This is a genomic window from Thalassotalea agariperforans, assembly GCF_053470345.1.
Window position 1 is genome coordinate 14,054 of the sequence record NZ_JBQMWH010000018.1, and the last position, 16,612, is coordinate 30,665.

The following is a 16,612-nucleotide window of genomic DNA, read 5'->3' on the forward strand; positions in this document are numbered from 1 at the left end:
TCCATTCAAAATGCTTTACGACATTCATTATCAAGCATCTAATAAAATAATTATTGTTATATTGAATATAAAACGTCTTATACTAACCGACAAAGATGGTGATTAAAAAGTCTAAATACAATGTCTCTATGTAAAAAAATATGTCAGTTAATAACTTTATCTATATTTACCAGTCTGTTAACCGCTTGTAGCGATACCAGTTCAACACCAAAAAAACAATTAGTACATGCGATTGAAGGCGCTTATGCTGCCGACATTTCAAATGATGGCAAATTTAGTATCGTATCATCGATTCATCACGGTTTAAGTTATTGGGACATTGAAAACAACGCCTTACTGTATTCATGGTCATTAAAGCAAGATTCTGCCGATAACCTTGTCCTAGCAGCCGACATTAGCGACAATAATAGCCATGTTGTTACCGCAAACCGTGAAGCATTTGCCTTATGGAACACAACAACGGGTGAGTCAGAAGGTTTTTGGCAAGTCAGCGAATCGAACATTCGTGACATTAAAGTTTCAAATTTAGGTAATCATGTCTTAATTGGAAAATCTAACGGTAAAGTGGTTCATGTTACTATTGATACTGGTCGCCGCTTAGAATTTTTAGGGCATCAAGAAAAAATCAATTCCATTGATATGTTACCTAATGGGCGAGTAGCTATTTCAGGCTCAAATGATTTTGTCGCTTATGTTTGGGACACCGCATCAGGCCAAGTAATTTACCGCTTTAATCATCCTAGTAGAGTAACTAAGGTTGCGCTTGATCCCAAAGGACGCTACGCCTTTACTGCCGATAGCAAAAAAGCCGCCCATATTTGGAATTTAAAAACCGGTAAATTAATAAGTACTTTGCAATACCCTAATCGTCAAGAGATTTTTAGCTCGGTACAATTTTCACCTAAAGGTGACTATTTATTAACAGGTGCGCCAAGTAGAAAAGTGAGTTTATGGCAAATAGGTACCGGCCATAGAGTAAAAAGTTGGTTTGTAACCCCGAGAAAAGACATTCGCCCTGCCGGAGCTGTTGTGTACTCCGTCGCTTTTCGTGATAATAACCACATTCTCACGGAAAGCTCTGCTGGCTTTAACGAATTATGGCAAATTAATGACTAAACCAAAATCACCAAACACCGTTGAACTACAAGATATTTGGGCTGAAAAGCTTGAAACACTTGAGTCTCGCAATGCTTTTCAAGACGATGTTATTGAGCAACTTAATAATGAGCTCAGTCTACATCAAAAAGAAATTGCCGAATTAAAATATCAATTAAAGTTAATTGCAAACCGCTTAAAAGAAAATGGTAATGGCCAAGGCGCTTCGAAAGATGAAATAGAGCCGCCACCACCGCACTATTAAGTTATCCTTCAAAAACCCGAATTAATTCACCAAACAATTCGGGTTAACTATTCTGGTTTAAAAACACCAATCACTTGCTCATGCTGACGAACGCTTTTTTCAATGTGCTCTTCTGGCTGAGTCATTTGCTCACCACAGCTAACACAGGTTACTTTTTCAACATTCTGCTCTTTTGTCAGCGCCATGGTATCCATACTTTTACATTTTGGGCAAATTGCTCCAGCAATAAATCGTTTTTTCACGTTATTTCTTCAGTATCAATAATTTTACTTATTTTACCTTGAAACATAGTCCTTGGAAAAGCGACAATAGCGTCAATTACTGTATTGATGAGAAAACGTTGTGATCGCTGCCCAAGACCTCCGCTTAGATAGAGGGACAAAAACCCTAATTGAATCGGCTAACTTTACCATTCACCCTAACCATAAAGTAGGATTAGTCGGTGCCAACGGCTGTGGTAAATCGTCACTATTTGCAGCGCTACTCGGTAATTTACAACCTGATTTAGGCTCACTTACGGTTCCGTCAGGCTGGAAAATTGCTACCGTAAAACAAGAAACGCCAGCATTAAGTCAATCCGCATTAGATTATGTCATAGACGGCGATCAAGAATATCGTCAATTAGAGCAAAAGTTAGCCCTTGCCAGAGCAAATGACAATGGTAATGAAGAAGCGACGATTATTAATCAAATAGATACCATAGGTGGTTACAGCTTAGCGGCACGTGCTGGCGAATTATTGCATGGTTTGGGCTTTCAACAAGCACAACTCAGTTCACCGGTTAAAGATTTTTCAGGTGGTTGGCGTATGCGCTTAAACTTAGCGCAAGCTTTAATAAGTCGTGCTGATTTATTATTACTCGATGAACCTACTAACCATTTAGATTTAGATGCCGTACTTTGGTTGCAGCGTTGGTTAAATCGTTTTGACGGTACCTTAGTATTAATTTCTCATGACCGTGATTTTTTAGATGATGTTATCGGACAAATACTGCACATTGAACACCAACAAGCCAAGCTCTATTCAGGTAACTATACCGCCTTTGAACGCCAGCGTGCCGAACATTTAGCACAACAAGATGCCCAATACCAAAAGCAGCAAAAGGAAGTGGCGCATTTAACCGCCTTTGTTGATCGTTTTCGTGCTAAAGCCAGTAAAGCGAAACAAGCACAAAGCCGTTTAAAACGCTTACAAAAGTTACCTGACCTAGCCCCGGCTCATGTTGACAGCCAATTTACCTTTGCTTTTAAACAACCTGATACTATGCCTTATCCGCTATTGTCGGTAGAAGATGCCGATTGTGGTTATGGTGAAGATGCCGTTATTCTAAAAAATGCTAAATTAATGTTAGTGCCTGGTAGCCGCATTGGTTTATTAGGCCGAAATGGAGCTGGTAAATCAACCTTAATTAAAACCCTCGCTGGTGACATTCAGCCATTAACTGGTAAACGAGCCGCGGCACAAGAGTTAAAAATAGGCTACTTTTCCCAGCACCAACTAGAACAATTACATCCAGGCAGTAATGCCGTTGAGCATATTACTCGTCATCATAAAGAGATGACAGAACTACAAGCACGAAATTATCTCGGTAGTTTTGGCTTCAGTGGTGAACAAGCATTAAGCCAAGTTGACTTAATGTCTGGTGGTGAAAAAGCACGTTTAGTTCTTGCACTTATTGTTGCCGAAAAACCACAACTCTTATTATTAGATGAACCAACTAACCACCTTGATTTAGAAATGCGTCAAGCATTAGTGCTAGCACTACAAGCCTTTGAGGGAGCGATTATATTAATTGCTCATGATCGCTACTTATTAGAATCCTGCGTAGATGAATTCTATTTAGTCGGTAACGGCGAAGTGATAAGTTTTGATGGGGATATTGATGATTACCAACAATGGCTAACAAACGATAAAAAAACACAGTTAAATCCTTCGAAAGATAAAACTGACAGCCAAGTGGACAAAAAACAGCAACGCCAAGCACAAGCGCAGCTTCGACAACAAGCGGCACCACTAAAAAAACAAGCTGATAAATTAGAAAAACAGTTAACACAATGGCAAAGCGAACTTTCAGATATCGAAAATCAATTAGCAGATAACGATATTTACCAAGCGGAAAATAAAGCAAAATTAACCGAGCTATTAAAACAACAAGCCAGCTTAAAAGGCGAGATTGAAGAAATTGAAATGGAATGGTTAGAATTATCAGAAAAAATTGAAGAAATTATGAACTAAAAATTAACTTTTATAGTTAATTACAAAATTATTGCTAAACTTATTTTAACCGCCCTGACAGATAGAGATTTATTATGAAGAAATCAATTTTACTTTCATTAATATTGATAATTACTACGGCTTTTCAAAGTGTTGCTAACGACTTTAACCGAGGGATGTATGAATTAAATCGTGGTGAATTTCATGAAGCCATTAATCAATTCCAACCTTTAGTTGACGACAATTACGCGCCAGCACAATATCAAATGGCAAAAATTTATTTATACGGTTATGGCACCGTTAAAAATAATGACAAAGCCTTAGAGTTAATGAAAAAAGCGGCTGGCCAAAATTACCCTGATGCTTTATTCGCGTTATCGGTAATCTACACCGAAGGGGTTTTAGTTGAAAAAGACCTTAATAAAGCCTTTGAGCTAATGGAAAAAGCGGCAATGAAAGAATTGCCAAGCGCACAATTTAATTTAGGGGTTATGTACGCTCAAGGCGAAGGAACCAAACAAGACTATTACCAAGCAACCCGTTGGTACAAAAAGTCTGCCGATCAAAATTTTGCGTTGGCACAATTTAATCTTGCTTTAATGTATTTTGAAGGCAAAGGCGTAGAAAAAAGTAATTATTTATCTTATGTTTGGAACTCAGTCGCCGCCAAAGGTGGCTATAAAAATGCTGAAAAAAGTCGCGATATCGACGAACGTAACTTATCAGTAGAAGAAATTAAATCTGCCCGTGAAGAAGCAAATTTAATTTATAATAAACTGGTTCGAAAACAAGATTTAGAAGCAAAAATAGCCGCTGATAAACTAACTTTTTAAAAATTTAACCATAAAGTTGACCTAGATCAGAACCTCGCTATCACACCTTATTTATTATCTTAGTTAGAAGAAAATTTAATGATGACAATAAATAAGGTGCTTCCCTATGAACTTACTCAATATGTTATTAACCGATCCTGTGGTTATTTTTGCTTTTACTGGCCTTGCTATCGTATTAGGTATTTGCAGCTTTTATGTTTATTACTTCCTCAAAAATATTGATGAAAACAAATAACAAATGTACATTTTTTGAGCATAGCTTTGCCTTTTTTGTTATACTAACAAAACAGTTCAGTATTACGTAGGTGATCTCAGATGGAAGTTTCCCTCAATCAAGGTGTTACTCAAAGCACAGGTTCGGCAAGTTACATCGATCGTTTAAACGAAAAGCGTGATAAAGAAGAAGAAAAACTTGCCTCAGGTAAACGCATCAATGGTGCTGCGGATGATGCTGCCGGTTTACAAATAACTGAACGATTAACATCACAAATTAATAACGATGTTCAACTGGCCAATAATAATCAAGATCAGCTCAATATTAACAATGTGCAAGATGGCCAGTTATCCGCTATTCAAGAAGGCCTAGCACGAGCAAATACGTTATCCGTGCAATCTGGTACCCCATTGGCTGATCAATCAGCAATTCAAGCAGAGTTTAATCAAATAGCCGAACAAGTAAATACCGTTGCTGGTGAAGCACTAGGTGATGCTAATTTTTTATCGGGTTTAAATGCTGCAGATCCTCAAGCGACTCAAGCCGCATTAGAGAATGCTTATAACCAGCTTGCTGAAACATCTTCATCACTTGGAGCACAAAACAATAGTTTAAGTAGTCAAGTTTCAACTTATCAAACCGCGGTTGTCAATGTTTCCTCTTCTCGTTCCAATATACAAGATAGCGACTATAGCCAAACATCAACTCAACAACAGCAAGCGGGTGTTCAGCTCCAAGCATCAGTGATTAATGCCAAAGATGAAGAAGCGCGAAAAGGCTTATTGGTAAATCAATTAGTTTAGAGTTGTTACCGTAAAAAGATAAAGTTTGCCTATTAGCCAAATGAGTTGCAGACATCGACCACCTCGGTAGTATAAAATTCCTGCTAAATTATTTAATCAATGTTGTGTGTGTTTTACTCCAGTAACTTCAAGCCCGCTTGGTGGCTAAAAAATCCTCATGGTCAAACAATGTTCGCAAAACTGCTGCAAGATAAATCTTCGGCGGTTGAATTTAACGAAACACTGGAATTGCCTGATGGTGACTTTACTGAACTGTCGTGGACAGAATCACCTGAGCAAGCGCTAGAAAAACCTATTGTTGTTATTCTGCATGGCTTAGAAGGCTCTCAAAATAGCCACTATGCCAAAGGCATGCTAAAAGCCATTAAAAGCAGCGGTTACATTGGCGTGTTAATGCACTTCAGAGGTTGTGGTAGTCAACCAAACCGTCAAGCGCGTTCTTATCACTCCGGTGATACTAGAGATATAACCTATTTTACTCGTGAATTAGTTCAACGTTACCCTACGGCCTCACTCGCTTTGATCGGGTTCTCATTAGGCGGTAATGTTGCGGTTCAATATTTAGCACAACAGCCTGACAATCCTTATAAAGCCGCTTGTATTATTTGTGCGCCTCTTGATTTAGCCAGCTGTAGTAAAAAAATTAACCGTGGTGCTTCAAAAATCTATCAAAAGTATTTATTGGGTATGCTAAAAAACAGCACATTAAAAAAACATCAGCTACAACCTATTGCCAATATTTGCCCTCTCAAAGTTAAAAGTATTAACACCATGTGGCAATTTGACGATTATGTCACCGCACCATTAAACGGTTTTATTAACGCAGAAGATTATTATCAACAAGTCAGTGGCATTAAGGTATTAGCTGAAATAAAACAGCCTTGTTTGATTATTCATGCCCAAGACGACCCATTTCTTGACCATGAAAAAATAATCGCAACACCGCCACTGCCTAATAATATTACTTTCGAGATCAGCCAATATGGCGGTCATGTTGGCTTTATTGCTGGCAATAACCCTTTCAAACCAATATTTTGGTTAGAAACTAGAGTTCCAGAGTATTTAACAAAACACCTATGATCATTCCTATTAGCAGTTTATCCGCCGAGATTTTACACAATATTATTGCCAATTATGTTTTACAAGAAGGTACCGAATACGGTTTAGAAGATGTCAGCTTGGATGATAAAATTGCTCAAGTACATCAGCAATTGCTTAATGGTAGTGCGGTACTGGTTTATTCAGAACTTCATGAAACGGTGAATATTCTACCCGCCGAGCAATTTAAAGGGGCATAAACTAAATCATTTAGCCTGCCTTTACAGCAGGCTAAAGCTTATAACGGGTTATTGAGCAATAAAGCTTAGTTGAAAGGTTACCGGTACAGCAAAACTAATATTTGTTAAACTAGCCAATGATTTTAATTTTTCAATACCTGCCGTTAAGCCAAAAGTGCTGGCATTAATAATTACCGGTTGTAATGAATTAACTAATACTTTGCCATCACTTAATTTTGTCACTAACACTTCTGTCGAAACACTTTGGCTGACACCGTGAAGATTAATTTCGCCAGTTAACGCAACTTTTTTGCTTTCACCAAGCTTTAATGTCGCTAATGTTTTTTTATCAACTTCCGTTGAAAATGTTGCTTGGGCAAACTTATCTGTTTCAAACAAATATTGCGTCATACGCTCATTACGAATGGCAATATTAGTTTCAACACTCGCAAGATCAACAGCAAAAGTCACTTTTCCTTGCTCATTAATCTGACCTGATAACGCTTTAAAAGTGTGAACTTCGGCAATCGCTTCTTTTTTAATAGAAACAAAATTTAATTGCGAATTCTCATTATCAAGTTGCCAATGAGCAACACTAGGTAATGATAATAAACAAGTCACTAAAGTTAATAAAATACGCATGATTTTCCTTATATTGTACGTTTAGCACGATGGGGTTTAATAATTTTAGTCCAAGGAAAGTCTTGTGATCCTAAACTCATAAAGTCTGGATTCATCAAGGTTTCCCGCTCATTATAGGTTAATGGTTGAAACTCACTGTCGATAATACTGCCGCCAGCTTGTTCTAAAATACAATGGCTTGCGCCGGTATCCCATTCACCGGTTGGCCCAATACGTAAATAACAATCAGCAAGCCCTTCAGCAATTAAACAATTTTTTAATGAACAACTACCTAAAGGTACATATTCATACTCATAAGTATCGTCAAGGTATTGCCCCATGAGTTGTAATTTCTGTCGACGACTAACCGCGACTTTGACTGGCCGAATTCCATCAAATGGCGAAACAAAAATTTGCTCTATCGTACCATTTGCTTCTTTAAATGCGCCAAGTTCACTTTGTGCATAATAAGTCACTTGGTGATCTGGCGCATGAATAACACCAATAGACGGCCAGCCATTTTCAACCAGTGCAATATTAATTGCAAAATCACCACTTTTGAGAATAAATTCACCCGTCCCATCAATCGGATCGAGCAGCCAATAACGTGACCACTGGTTTCTGACGGCTAATTTAGTTGCCCCTACTTCTTCCGAAATCACCGGAATATCAGGTGTAAACTTAGCTAAATGCGCCATGATAATATCATTAGCAGCAATATCTGCACTGGTGACCGGGCTGTCGTCATCTTTGGTTTCTGCGGTAAAATCACCCGAATGATAAAACTGCATCACTTGTTGACCTGCTTTTTTTGCAGCTTCAAGCGCTATATTTAATAATATTTGCTCAGCCATTAACTACCTCTTAGCCTGTCGACAATTAACATTAAGGCCGCAACACTGCGGGCTTCATTAAAATCTGTTTGGGTTAATAATTGTTTATATTCACTGACCTTCCACGGTACTATTTCTAATGGTTCAGGCTCATCACCGACCAATTTTTCAGGGTACAACTGCTCAGCAATAAAAATATCCATCTTAGCACTGAAAAATGCCGGAGCCATATTAACCTGTTGAAGATGAATTAAATTATCTGCACCATAACCGATTTCTTCTTTTAATTCACGGTTTGCTGCTTGCTCAGCTTGTTCGCCAGCATCAATTAAACCTTTAGGAAAGCCTAACTCATAACTATGAGTACCAGCACAATACTCACGTACCAATAAAAAAGTTTCATCATCAAGCATAGGCACAATCATAACCGCGCCACGACCACTGCCTAACATACGCTCATACTGACGGGTTGCACCATTATTAAAAGCTAAATCAATTTGTTCTATTTTAAATAAACGACTTTGCGCAACTTGTTTATGATTGCTAATAATGGGTAAGATGTTTTTTATTGTCATTGTCTGGCCTTTTTTTAGGCTTGGCTCGATTACTTCGATATACTGCTATATTAAATTGTTTTCATAGGATAAATCTATGCTTGATTGGCAAGAAATCAAAACTGTTTTGCTAGATATGGATGGAACCACAACCGAAATATACCCCATAAAAACGTATGTTCACTCAAAAAATCAAAATAAAGAAGAATAAACTTAACAATTCAAGAGTGACAAAAAGGAAAAAACATATACTTTTATACATATTTACAAGAATAATATAGAGAAAAATCAGACTAATTTTTCGTTAATTATTAGAAAACTTCTAACATTATTCAATTTAAAATGTTAACTTTTAGTTAAGTACCAGCCATTCTCAAATTGACATTGATTGCTTTTCAAAATATGAAAACTAAAAACGTTTAGTTGATAAACGATTTAAATTCTTCAAGACAAATAACTTTCTAAAGCTATAAATATTAAACAAAACATCAAAGCGCTAATATGTCTTGTTAAAACGTAATACATTTTTGATATGATAACTTTCACTTCATAACTTATCGCACTGAAATATTAAATATGATTAATTGGACTGAGATAAACACTGTACTCCTAGACATGGATGGAACATTGCTTGATCTAAATTTTGATACAGAATTTTGGCTAGAACATGTTCCCTTATCGATAGCTAAAAAAAAGAACATCACCTTGGAAGACGCAAAAGACCTAATAATGTCAAAGTATCATTCTGTTTCGGGACAGATAGAATGGTATTGCTTAGACTATTGGCAGAAAGAATTAGACTTGCCAATCCTCGAACTAAAACAAGAGCTTAGTCATTTAATAAAAATTAGAGATGACGTAATTCCTTTTTTAGATGCGTTGAAAGCGGCAGGAAAAAGAATAGTTTTAGTAACGAATGCTCACCCTGATTCGCTTAGTTTAAAAATTGAAAAGACACAATTAGATTCATATATCAATGAATTAATATCATGTCATATTTTTGGTGTAACAAAAGAGAGTCAAAAATTGTGGCAGAAATTGCAAAATCACTTAAATTTCGAAAATGAGTCTACTTTATTTATTGATGATTCCAAACAAATCCTATTAGCCGCACAGGAATTCGGGATTAAATATATTATGGCCGTAGCTAACCCAGATAGTACAACTCCAGCTAAACAGGTTAATGGCTTTATAAATATTGAAGACTATAGAACTTTATTAAACGATATAGCTTAATTAAACTTTAACCGAAACGAGCCTTATTGTGGAAGTAATAGACCACCCACTCCAACAGCGATAAATGATCTCGATGAAATATATAACTCTTGATTTACCTGCGTAGTTCGAAGAAGTTTAAAAGTACCCATGCATTTATAAATGCATGGGTAGCAGTAATTAGGTTAATTTTTTATATTAAGATAAAAAGATTGCCGTATATGAAACAAGCACTCTTGTCCCAACAAAATAACCTATTGCTTTTATTTCATATTATATTTTTGTACAAGCTTTAACACTTCAGTTCCTGCCAATAAAAATGCGCCGGTACCATATAGTTGCGTTTCATTGGGTGATACTTTATCAGGAGCATAACCAACCTGTTGTACGTAACCTAACATGCCATCAGCTCGCTGAACGGCTAAAAGCGATTGCCATCCGAGCTTAACGGTAGCTAAATAGTCGTCTTGTAAAATGCCTTTTCTTATTCCCCAAGCTAAACCTGAAACAAAAAAGGCGGTTCCACTACTTTCTGGTACTGTGTATAACTCACCGGCGGCTAATGAAACTGGCCAGAAGCCGGTATCAAGCTGTAGTTTTTTCAAACTTACTGACATTTTTTGGAATAAGTCTATATACCAATCTCGACGTGGGTCATCATTAGGTAAAAAATCAATTATCTGGGTCAGTCCGGAATAAACCCAACCGTTTCCACGACTCCAAAATATTTTTGCACCATTTGTCTCTCTGCGCTCCAGAAATCTGCTATCACGGAAATACAAATTAAATTCAGTATCTAACAGATAGTCAGTCACTGCTTTGTATTCTCTATCGGCATATTCTGCATACTTATCATCACCCGTCACTTTGGAAAGGTGAAACCATACTGGAGGGGACATAAATAAAGCATCAGACCAACACCAACGTTTTTGACAGTCGTGATCGTAACCCTCCGCAAGTATTTTTCCTTTGGGTATAAAATCTAGCGAGGACGTTGGTGGTGTTTCTAAAATAGCATCCAATTCAGTGATCAAAGGTTTAATAATTGCTGCATCTTGATCTAATTCATGGATATGTAAATAATACTGAGCGATTACGTGATCATCAGCATGGTATCTGCGATCACCAAGCTTCCAGTCTTGTTTCGCACCGTGTTCACGTAAATAATTAAAATATACCGGGTTTTCAGTGATTTCAGCCCATCGTGCAAGTCCAAGAAAGAATGCCCCTTGCACCCAGCCCCGTTTCTCTTCGGTTCGATGAATAAAAGAAGGGATGTAAGATTCAAAATCATCCATATGTTGGAGTTGCCAATCGGCGACCGCATTCATTGAACTAATGATATTTTTTGGGTCATCAATATAAGTAGGTGGTTGTGTAACATCCATAGTTTTCTCTGTACACCCCCCTGCAAAAATTAAGCACGACGCACTGAGTGATAATAATAGTTTATTCATGTTGTATACTCTTTTAAAAATGATCGTTTTATTGGTTAAGAGTTAGATATCTCTTTTCTTTTTGTTTCAAATGTAAATGCAAAAACATGGGCCCCTGAATAAAACACCAGAGGTCGACTGCGCGATATACTGCCCACCAGTTAAAATTACTTATTACTTTCTTTTGCTAGCAATCAGTATTTTCCCCTAACTCTTTTTTAACAAGCTTACACATTTAATTTGGTAATACCACCTTGCCAATTTGCAAAGTATAAGTGAACAAATAATTAAATAAAAGGACTTTAATTCAAGATTTTTGATATAAAAAGAAGTTGAGCATTTGATCTCGTTAAGAGCTGACGCAATTGATTTTTATTAGCGTTAAAAGCGGCTGGTAAGGAGATTGTTTTAGTGACCAATGCCCATCCGGATAGTTTGTCATTAAAAATAGAAAAAACACAGTTAGATCAATATTTTGATGCGTTATATTCGACTCATCAATTTGGTATCACCAAAGAGTTTCAATTATTATGGCACAAGTTACAACAGCATCACGGGTTTGAACTTAACCGCACCTTGTTTGTTGATGATAGTTTGCCTATTTTGCAATCGGCACAAACTTTTGGTTTTAAACATTTATTAGCGGTTGCCAATCCAGATAGTAAAAAAGCCATCAATACTATTGATGGCTTTAATTCAATCACAGATTTTCGTAGCTTAATTCCTGCAATACAGGCGGCAAACTTATAAACTTAAACGATAACGTCCTTGGTTATCCGGTTTGCCAAGAAAGCCTAATGCGGGCTTTATTTTTTCAGGGAACTTATCACCCGGTGTTAAATAACCATTACCGGTCACTTTGCCAACTTGTCGCATGTAGGCGGTGTAACTTAGCCCTAAGTCATTTTTTTCATCTACCGTTAACGTCAGCGCGCCTTGTTCACAACCTAATCTCGCTTTTAAGGTTCCTAGGGTAATATCTTCATTAAAGGCATTTACTTTACCTTTTGGCCAATTAATATTGCCTTGTACCTCATGGCACATTGGCTTACCAAGCTGTAATGCGGCCAGTTCAATATCAACATAGCCTTTCGCGTCAACATCAATGGCTAAATTAGCATTTTTAATAATATCGTTAGCGGCAAGGCTTATTTTAGCATCTTCAACTCTCAGCTCATTATCCAGCACGATTAAGGTCAATTCACCAACGGGACCATGCTGCATTGGATCACCAAAATTAATGTCGACTGTTGGTGTTAAAGATAATAAAGACCAAGCACTTAAGTCGGCACGAACCTTGTTTAGCTGAATTTTATCATGACTAATTTGCTTAAATTGACTCTGCCAAATAGTGCCAGAAACGCCACTAATATTAACATTTTTGGGTAACGTCACTTGTCCTAAAACAAACTGCGCCGGAACTGTCGCGACTAAAAATGTTAAATAAACAACAATAAAAACAACAAAATACAAAAGTACTTTTTTCATTAACCTTTTCCTAAACTTAGTCGACGCACTTTCACCACACCGTTAATATCTGTGCTTGCTAAATCAATGGCCTTGATGATTACACCCTCAGTTATCGCCATTTGTTTTAACCAATCCATGACGTGGTCAAATGGCACTTCATCAATAGTTACCGAAATTTCACTGCCTTGCGGCTGAATACGTGAAATAGAAATCTTATGTTTAGTTGCTGAACGATTAACCACGCTAGACAAGCTAACGTTAGACGAGCTACCTTGGTTTACCTTGGCGTAACTATTATATTCGGCTTTCTTTTCATTCACCCAAACTAATAACTCTTGATAACGTTCGATCTTTTTTTGCTTATCAATAATGCTGTTATTTATTGGTTGCCAAATAAGTTGGTACAAAATAAAAATACCAACAAACGCGAGCATCGCAATAACTAAAGATTGCTCACGTTGATTGAGTGATTGCCACTTTTCTTTCATGATGGATCCTTAATACTAAATGAGCCAACAATTTGATCACCCTGATTATTTTGAGAGCCTTGTGAAACCGTTAATTGTGCTTTTTCTAAGGTTGTTTTGAATAATTCAAACTCTTGATATTTTTTAGCGCTCGCTTGCATTCTAATTTCATTATGTTTGTGATCATATTTTAACGTTTCTGGTTTTAGCCCTTTCACGGCAACAAATGCCGGTGTGATTTTATTCATCAAAGGAAAAAACTTTTCACTGTTGTCACCGCCACTTACCGCTCGTAATTTAAATTGAATAAGTGACTTTATTTTATTCATATTCACTTTTTTATTTTTATTTTCCGCGAAAGTCTTTTGATAACTGTCACTAACTTGGTTTTCCAAGGCAACTAATTGGTTATCAAGTTGATATAAATTCACCAGTTTAGCGGTAAAATTAATCACCAGCGCCGCAATTAAAAAACTAGCCGCTAAGCGCCAATGTTGCCAAAACATCGAGCTTTTTTCTTTTTTAGCGTATTTGTCTTGCAATAAATTAACCGGACAAGTATCGCTAAACTTTGCCATTAAAAATAATGGCAGCTCTTCTGCTTGAGGTTGTAATTCAATATTATCAGGCACTTCAGGCAAGGTTGAATAATTGGCAATAGCCACAGGCTCTACTGCCGACCATTGCTGACTGAGCAAGGGCCATAGATTATGCTCTAAGGTCAGCGCAGGCCATACGCCTTGACGTACTAAAAACTGCTCTCCTAACTGTATTGCAGAATAGGCATCATCATGTACCGGCAAAGTTAACGCATCCGGTAATAATTGACGAGTACTGATATCAGCCTCAGTTAACCATGACAGCCAAGTTTGCATTTGCTCGTCGTCAACCACAGCAACATAACAATTCGCATCATTACCTACGGGTTTATGCTGAGCATAAGCAAAAAATAAATTATCAACATCTTGTGCTAATTCATCTTCAAGCATGTAAGGAACCGCTTGTTTAATCGCTCGTGTTGATTTACTTGGCACATTCAGTTTTTTGAAGGCGACATCACACGCTGGCACTAACACGGTAACTTTGCGTGTTGCTGCTTTTTCAGTAAGCTCAGTTAATTGCGAAACATCGGCTATTTCGCCACTCGCAATGATGGTTTGTTTATCTGCTGAGGTTATCAGCCAATGAATAACATCGTTATATTGGCTACCTAGCCTAATTATTATAGATTCAGCCATTATTCTCTTCCTATGCTACGAGCAATTACTTGAATATGCTTATTGTTTGAAATCCAAATAATTGAATTTAAATTAACATAGCTATTATTAAAGCTCGCCATAGTTTTTAGTTTAAAATACTCACTATCAACAGCAAACTGTTGTTTATGTTTTTCAGTTAAGTTCTTATTTTGCACATTAGATAAAGCAAAAAAGTCGTCGATATTTGTAAAGCCATTTTCTTCTCTTGACGACATAATATCACTAGCATCGGTGCTATTAACATCTAATAACGCTTCCAGTAAAACTGTTTGCTCTTCTGCAAGGGTATTAATATTAATTTTATGTAAGTTGCTATTAGGAATAACACAAACATAATCTTTTAATGCATTAATAATCTCAGGGGTAAAATGCTCAACCATCCGCAGTTCATTCACACTCGCCATATAATGATTAGCTGTTAAATACGGAAACTCTCGACTAGAGTAGTCGCTATCTTCTGCACCTCCAGCACTGGCAATCATAGAGTCTTTATCAAGCCAATCACTTAACGCATCAGCTAAATATTCAGCGGTAAATTCATCAACACCTTCAATATTTAGCGCCCTTAACAAACGCTCAAACGATTGCCTTGCAATCGGTTTACCATTGTCATCTTTATCTGACGACGGTGATGGCGGGTTATTATCTGCCCCTTGATTCTCTCGACTACTATTGATATTTAATCGACCATCTGCATTTTTATCTGACGCTCTTAAGGCATTTAAATTAAAACACGCTTGTAAGTCGAATATTTGGCCGGTTATTTGTCCTTGCTCAACCGGATAACTGGTTTCACCCTGCGCCCAAAATTGGCCTAAATGAGTAACATCCGGTTCATTTTGAAATGTTTTAGATAATACGCTCGTTGCAAAGGCTTCAGCACCTAGCGCATACCAATAGGCTTGCTGGTTCGAGGTAACGTTAACAGTTCTTTGCATTTGCATAATTAACTTACCGGTCATTTTGGTAGCAAGAATTGACGCTAAGGCAACAATCAATAAGACACTGATCAAAGCGACACCATACTGACGTTTCATGACTTATCCACCTTGTGCTGACCCCGTATCATCACCGGCGACTAAAAATTGTCGTCTGATTTTGCCAAAATCCTCTGTTGTTATTTCAACCGCTAATCCTAAGGGCATTTTTCCGGAAATTAATTCTTGCTGCCATTTGTTTTCATAAAAAAACTCAAACACTAAATCAGTAACACCTGCCAATAATGGCCTTACTTTAGGTTCTTCCCCCTGCACAGGATCAACAAAATTATAATAAACCCGTTCTAGTATTTTATCGTTTAAACGGTAAGCAACAGCTTGTAAATCACTGCGTGGTAAAATCAAGCCTGGATTAGTCCAACCTGAACGAATAAAAGCAATGCCGTCAGCATTTGATGAAAAACCACCATTTTGGCTATGAATAAAGTTATTGCTGTTTTCATCACCCGCCATACGAACATGGCGGCGAGCAATTTGGGTTATATCTCGCTCTAATAAAATAAACGCAGTTTGTAATTTATTAAGTTTTGCTATTTTAGCGCGACTGCCTTTTTCGCTTTCAAATACGGTATTAAAAATGGTAAAGCCCGCTAAACTAATAACGGCAAAAATAGCCATGGCTAATAAAAGCTCTAATAAAGTAAAACCACGATTGTGCTGCATTAGTTAACCTTACTGACATAAGTTAATAAGGAAATAATCGCTTTTTCATCTTTTTCATTTTTTCGTACTTCAACCGACAAAGCACGTAAGTCATTATCTGTCGTTTTGATGACTTTTTGTTGCCAAAACCATGTTTGACCTGCCAACTCTTCTTCGCCTTTTTTATTATTTCTTGGCGGCCAACTTTCAGTAAGCTTTGCTTCAACTAATTGGTTAGAAGCAACCCAATTAGCCAACATTTTTTCTTCTAATAAAGACAAGTTAGTAAAGTTAGTGGTTGCTGTTGCTAACAAAGCCACACCGGCAATGGAGAATATTGCCATAGCTAACATCACCTCGATTAAGGTAAAGCCTCGATTAATCATTTGTGTTGATAACATCAAGATTGCCTCGTC

At 37.2% G+C, this 16,612-nt stretch carries 21 protein-coding genes; 10 read left to right on the forward strand and 11 right to left on the reverse strand.

Features of this window, described 5'->3' with window-relative positions:
* Positions 1-120: 120 nt before the first annotated feature.
* Together ACSLUO_RS16170 and ACSLUO_RS16175 are read left to right on the forward strand one after the other, a co-directional pair.
* Positions 121-1,116, forward strand: coding sequence for a WD40 repeat domain-containing protein (locus ACSLUO_RS16170; protein ID WP_448250101.1), 996 nt, complete (start codon positions 121-123; stop codon positions 1,114-1,116).
* Positions 1,109-1,360 (forward strand): SlyX family protein, encoded by a 252-nt coding sequence (locus tag ACSLUO_RS16175; protein WP_448250102.1) that lies wholly within the window; start codon positions 1,109-1,111, stop codon positions 1,358-1,360. The genes ACSLUO_RS16170 and ACSLUO_RS16175 overlap by 8 nt, the downstream gene beginning before the upstream one ends.
* 47 nt (positions 1,361-1,407) lie before the next feature.
* On the opposite strand, the gene ACSLUO_RS16180 is transcribed toward ACSLUO_RS16175, so the two are convergent.
* Complete coding sequence (locus ACSLUO_RS16180; RefSeq protein WP_448250104.1) at positions 1,408-1,602, reverse strand: YheV family putative zinc ribbon protein; 195 nt, start codon at positions 1,600-1,602, stop codon at positions 1,408-1,410.
* A gap of 100 nt (positions 1,603-1,702) precedes the next feature.
* On the opposite strand from ACSLUO_RS16180, the gene ACSLUO_RS16185 reads away from it, so the two are divergent.
* The 6 genes from ACSLUO_RS16185 to ACSLUO_RS16210 all read left to right on the forward strand — a co-directional run bounded on the left by ACSLUO_RS16185 (position 1,703) and on the right by ACSLUO_RS16210 (position 6,722).
* Positions 1,703-3,595, forward strand: coding sequence for an ATP-binding cassette domain-containing protein (locus ACSLUO_RS16185; RefSeq protein WP_448250106.1), 1,893 nt, complete (start codon positions 1,703-1,705; stop codon positions 3,593-3,595).
* Between the two features lie 74 nt (positions 3,596-3,669).
* Positions 3,670-4,407, forward strand: coding sequence for a tetratricopeptide repeat protein (locus ACSLUO_RS16190; RefSeq protein ID WP_448250108.1), 738 nt, complete (start codon positions 3,670-3,672; stop codon positions 4,405-4,407).
* A 106-nt stretch (positions 4,408-4,513) separates the two neighbouring features.
* Positions 4,514-4,642: a hypothetical protein gene (locus ACSLUO_RS16195; protein ID WP_448250110.1), complete on the forward strand. Its 129-nt coding sequence runs from the start codon at positions 4,514-4,516 to the stop codon at positions 4,640-4,642.
* Between the two features lie 80 nt (positions 4,643-4,722).
* Complete coding sequence (locus tag ACSLUO_RS16200; protein ID WP_448250112.1) at positions 4,723-5,424, forward strand: flagellin; 702 nt, start codon at positions 4,723-4,725, stop codon at positions 5,422-5,424.
* 99 nt (positions 5,425-5,523) lie between these two features.
* On the forward strand, positions 5,524-6,504 hold the full coding sequence (locus ACSLUO_RS16205; protein WP_448250114.1) for a hydrolase: 981 nt from the start codon (positions 5,524-5,526) through the stop codon (positions 6,502-6,504).
* A complete protein-coding gene (locus ACSLUO_RS16210) occupies positions 6,501-6,722 on the forward strand; it encodes a YheU family protein (protein WP_448250115.1) in 222 nt (73 codons plus the stop codon). The genes ACSLUO_RS16205 and ACSLUO_RS16210 overlap by 4 nt, the downstream gene beginning before the upstream one ends.
* A gap of 48 nt (positions 6,723-6,770) precedes the next feature.
* Here ACSLUO_RS16210 and ACSLUO_RS16215 read toward each other — a convergent pair whose 3' ends face one another.
* From ACSLUO_RS16215 to nudE, 3 genes are read right to left on the reverse strand one after another with little or no spacing between them, the layout of a single operon-like run.
* The gene (locus ACSLUO_RS16215; RefSeq protein ID WP_448250117.1) at positions 6,771-7,343 is read right to left on the reverse strand and encodes a YceI family protein; all 573 of its coding nucleotides are present in this window, start codon (positions 7,341-7,343) and stop codon (positions 6,771-6,773) included.
* A gap of 8 nt (positions 7,344-7,351) precedes the next feature.
* Positions 7,352-8,176, reverse strand: a complete 825-nt coding sequence (gene cysQ, locus ACSLUO_RS16220; protein WP_448250119.1) for a 3'(2'),5'-bisphosphate nucleotidase CysQ — start codon at positions 8,174-8,176, stop codon at positions 7,352-7,354.
* Positions 8,176-8,730 (reverse strand): ADP compounds hydrolase NudE, encoded by a 555-nt coding sequence (nudE, locus tag ACSLUO_RS16225; protein ID WP_448250121.1) that lies wholly within the window; start codon positions 8,728-8,730, stop codon positions 8,176-8,178. Before nudE ends, cysQ begins: the two co-directional genes overlap by 1 nt.
* Before the next feature lie 555 nt (positions 8,731-9,285).
* On the opposite strand from nudE, the gene yrfG reads away from it, so the two are divergent.
* Complete coding sequence (gene yrfG, locus ACSLUO_RS16230) at positions 9,286-9,945, forward strand: GMP/IMP nucleotidase (RefSeq protein WP_448250123.1); 660 nt, start codon at positions 9,286-9,288, stop codon at positions 9,943-9,945.
* Between the two features lie 242 nt (positions 9,946-10,187).
* On the opposite strand, the gene ACSLUO_RS16235 is transcribed toward yrfG, so the two are convergent.
* Positions 10,188-11,381 (reverse strand): glycoside hydrolase family 88/105 protein, encoded by a 1,194-nt coding sequence (locus ACSLUO_RS16235; protein ID WP_448250125.1) that lies wholly within the window; start codon positions 11,379-11,381, stop codon positions 10,188-10,190.
* Positions 11,382-11,771: 390 nt separating this feature from the next.
* Between ACSLUO_RS16235 and ACSLUO_RS16240 the strand changes: the two genes are divergently transcribed.
* Positions 11,772-12,110 carry an HAD-IA family hydrolase gene (locus ACSLUO_RS16240; protein WP_448250127.1) on the forward strand — a complete coding sequence of 113 codons (339 nt, stop codon included), beginning with the start codon at positions 11,772-11,774 and terminating at the stop codon, positions 12,108-12,110.
* Here the strand turns inward: ACSLUO_RS16240 and gspN are convergent.
* The 6 genes from gspN to gspI are packed head-to-tail and all read right to left on the reverse strand — an operon-like array spanning position 12,105 to position 16,597.
* The gene (gspN, locus tag ACSLUO_RS16245; protein WP_448250128.1) at positions 12,105-12,848 is read right to left on the reverse strand and encodes a type II secretion system protein N; all 744 of its coding nucleotides are present in this window, start codon (positions 12,846-12,848) and stop codon (positions 12,105-12,107) included. The two genes, ACSLUO_RS16240 and gspN, sit on opposite strands and share 6 nt — an antisense overlap.
* Positions 12,848-13,318 (reverse strand): type II secretion system protein M, encoded by a 471-nt coding sequence (locus tag ACSLUO_RS16250; protein ID WP_448250129.1) that lies wholly within the window; start codon positions 13,316-13,318, stop codon positions 12,848-12,850. Before ACSLUO_RS16250 ends, gspN begins: the two co-directional genes overlap by 1 nt.
* Positions 13,315-14,535, reverse strand: a complete 1,221-nt coding sequence (gene gspL, locus ACSLUO_RS16255) for a type II secretion system protein GspL (RefSeq protein ID WP_448250130.1) — start codon at positions 14,533-14,535, stop codon at positions 13,315-13,317. Before gspL ends, ACSLUO_RS16250 begins: the two co-directional genes overlap by 4 nt.
* Positions 14,535-15,593: a type II secretion system minor pseudopilin GspK gene (gene gspK, locus ACSLUO_RS16260; protein ID WP_448250131.1), complete on the reverse strand. Its 1,059-nt coding sequence runs from the start codon at positions 15,591-15,593 to the stop codon at positions 14,535-14,537. The genes gspL and gspK overlap by 1 nt, the downstream gene beginning before the upstream one ends.
* Before the next feature lie 3 nt (positions 15,594-15,596).
* On the reverse strand, positions 15,597-16,217 hold the full coding sequence (gene gspJ / locus ACSLUO_RS16265) for a type II secretion system minor pseudopilin GspJ (protein ID WP_448250133.1): 621 nt from the start codon (positions 16,215-16,217) through the stop codon (positions 15,597-15,599).
* Positions 16,217-16,597, reverse strand: a complete 381-nt coding sequence (gspI, locus tag ACSLUO_RS16270) for a type II secretion system minor pseudopilin GspI (RefSeq protein ID WP_448250135.1) — start codon at positions 16,595-16,597, stop codon at positions 16,217-16,219. The genes gspJ and gspI overlap by 1 nt, the downstream gene beginning before the upstream one ends.
* Positions 16,598-16,612 lie beyond the last annotated feature (15 nt).

Bases quoted from the DNA above. Each gene is read 5' to 3' on its own strand.
- ACSLUO_RS16170 (WP_448250101.1), top strand. From the start codon at position 121: ATGTCTCTATGTAAAAAAATATGTCAGTTAATAACTTTATCTATATTT.
- ACSLUO_RS16175 (WP_448250102.1), top strand. From the start codon at position 1,109: ATGACTAAACCAAAATCACCAAACACCGTTGAACTACAAGATATTTGG.
- ACSLUO_RS16190 (WP_448250108.1), top strand. From the start codon at position 3,670: ATGAAGAAATCAATTTTACTTTCATTAATATTGATAATTACTACGGCT.
- ACSLUO_RS16195 (WP_448250110.1), top strand. From the start codon at position 4,514: ATGAACTTACTCAATATGTTATTAACCGATCCTGTGGTTATTTTTGCT.
- ACSLUO_RS16200 (WP_448250112.1), top strand. From the start codon at position 4,723: ATGGAAGTTTCCCTCAATCAAGGTGTTACTCAAAGCACAGGTTCGGCA.
- ACSLUO_RS16205 (WP_448250114.1), top strand. From the start codon at position 5,524: ATGTTGTGTGTGTTTTACTCCAGTAACTTCAAGCCCGCTTGGTGGCTA.
- ACSLUO_RS16210 (WP_448250115.1), top strand. From the start codon at position 6,501: ATGATCATTCCTATTAGCAGTTTATCCGCCGAGATTTTACACAATATT.
- ACSLUO_RS16215 (WP_448250117.1), bottom strand. From the start codon at position 7,343: ATGCGTATTTTATTAACTTTAGTGACTTGTTTATTATCATTACCTAGT.
- cysQ (WP_448250119.1), bottom strand. From the start codon at position 8,176: ATGGCTGAGCAAATATTATTAAATATAGCGCTTGAAGCTGCAAAAAAA.
- nudE (WP_448250121.1), bottom strand. From the start codon at position 8,730: ATGACAATAAAAAACATCTTACCCATTATTAGCAATCATAAACAAGTT.
- yrfG (WP_448250123.1), top strand. From the start codon at position 9,286: ATGATTAATTGGACTGAGATAAACACTGTACTCCTAGACATGGATGGA.
- ACSLUO_RS16235 (WP_448250125.1), bottom strand. From the start codon at position 11,381: ATGAATAAACTATTATTATCACTCAGTGCGTCGTGCTTAATTTTTGCA.
- gspN (WP_448250128.1), bottom strand. From the start codon at position 12,848: ATGAAAAAAGTACTTTTGTATTTTGTTGTTTTTATTGTTGTTTATTTA.
- ACSLUO_RS16250 (WP_448250129.1), bottom strand. From the start codon at position 13,318: ATGAAAGAAAAGTGGCAATCACTCAATCAACGTGAGCAATCTTTAGTT.
- gspL (WP_448250130.1), bottom strand. From the start codon at position 14,535: ATGGCTGAATCTATAATAATTAGGCTAGGTAGCCAATATAACGATGTT.
- gspK (WP_448250131.1), bottom strand. From the start codon at position 15,593: ATGAAACGTCAGTATGGTGTCGCTTTGATCAGTGTCTTATTGATTGTT.
- gspJ (WP_448250133.1), bottom strand. From the start codon at position 16,217: ATGCAGCACAATCGTGGTTTTACTTTATTAGAGCTTTTATTAGCCATG.
- gspI (WP_448250135.1), bottom strand. From the start codon at position 16,597: ATGTTATCAACACAAATGATTAATCGAGGCTTTACCTTAATCGAGGTG.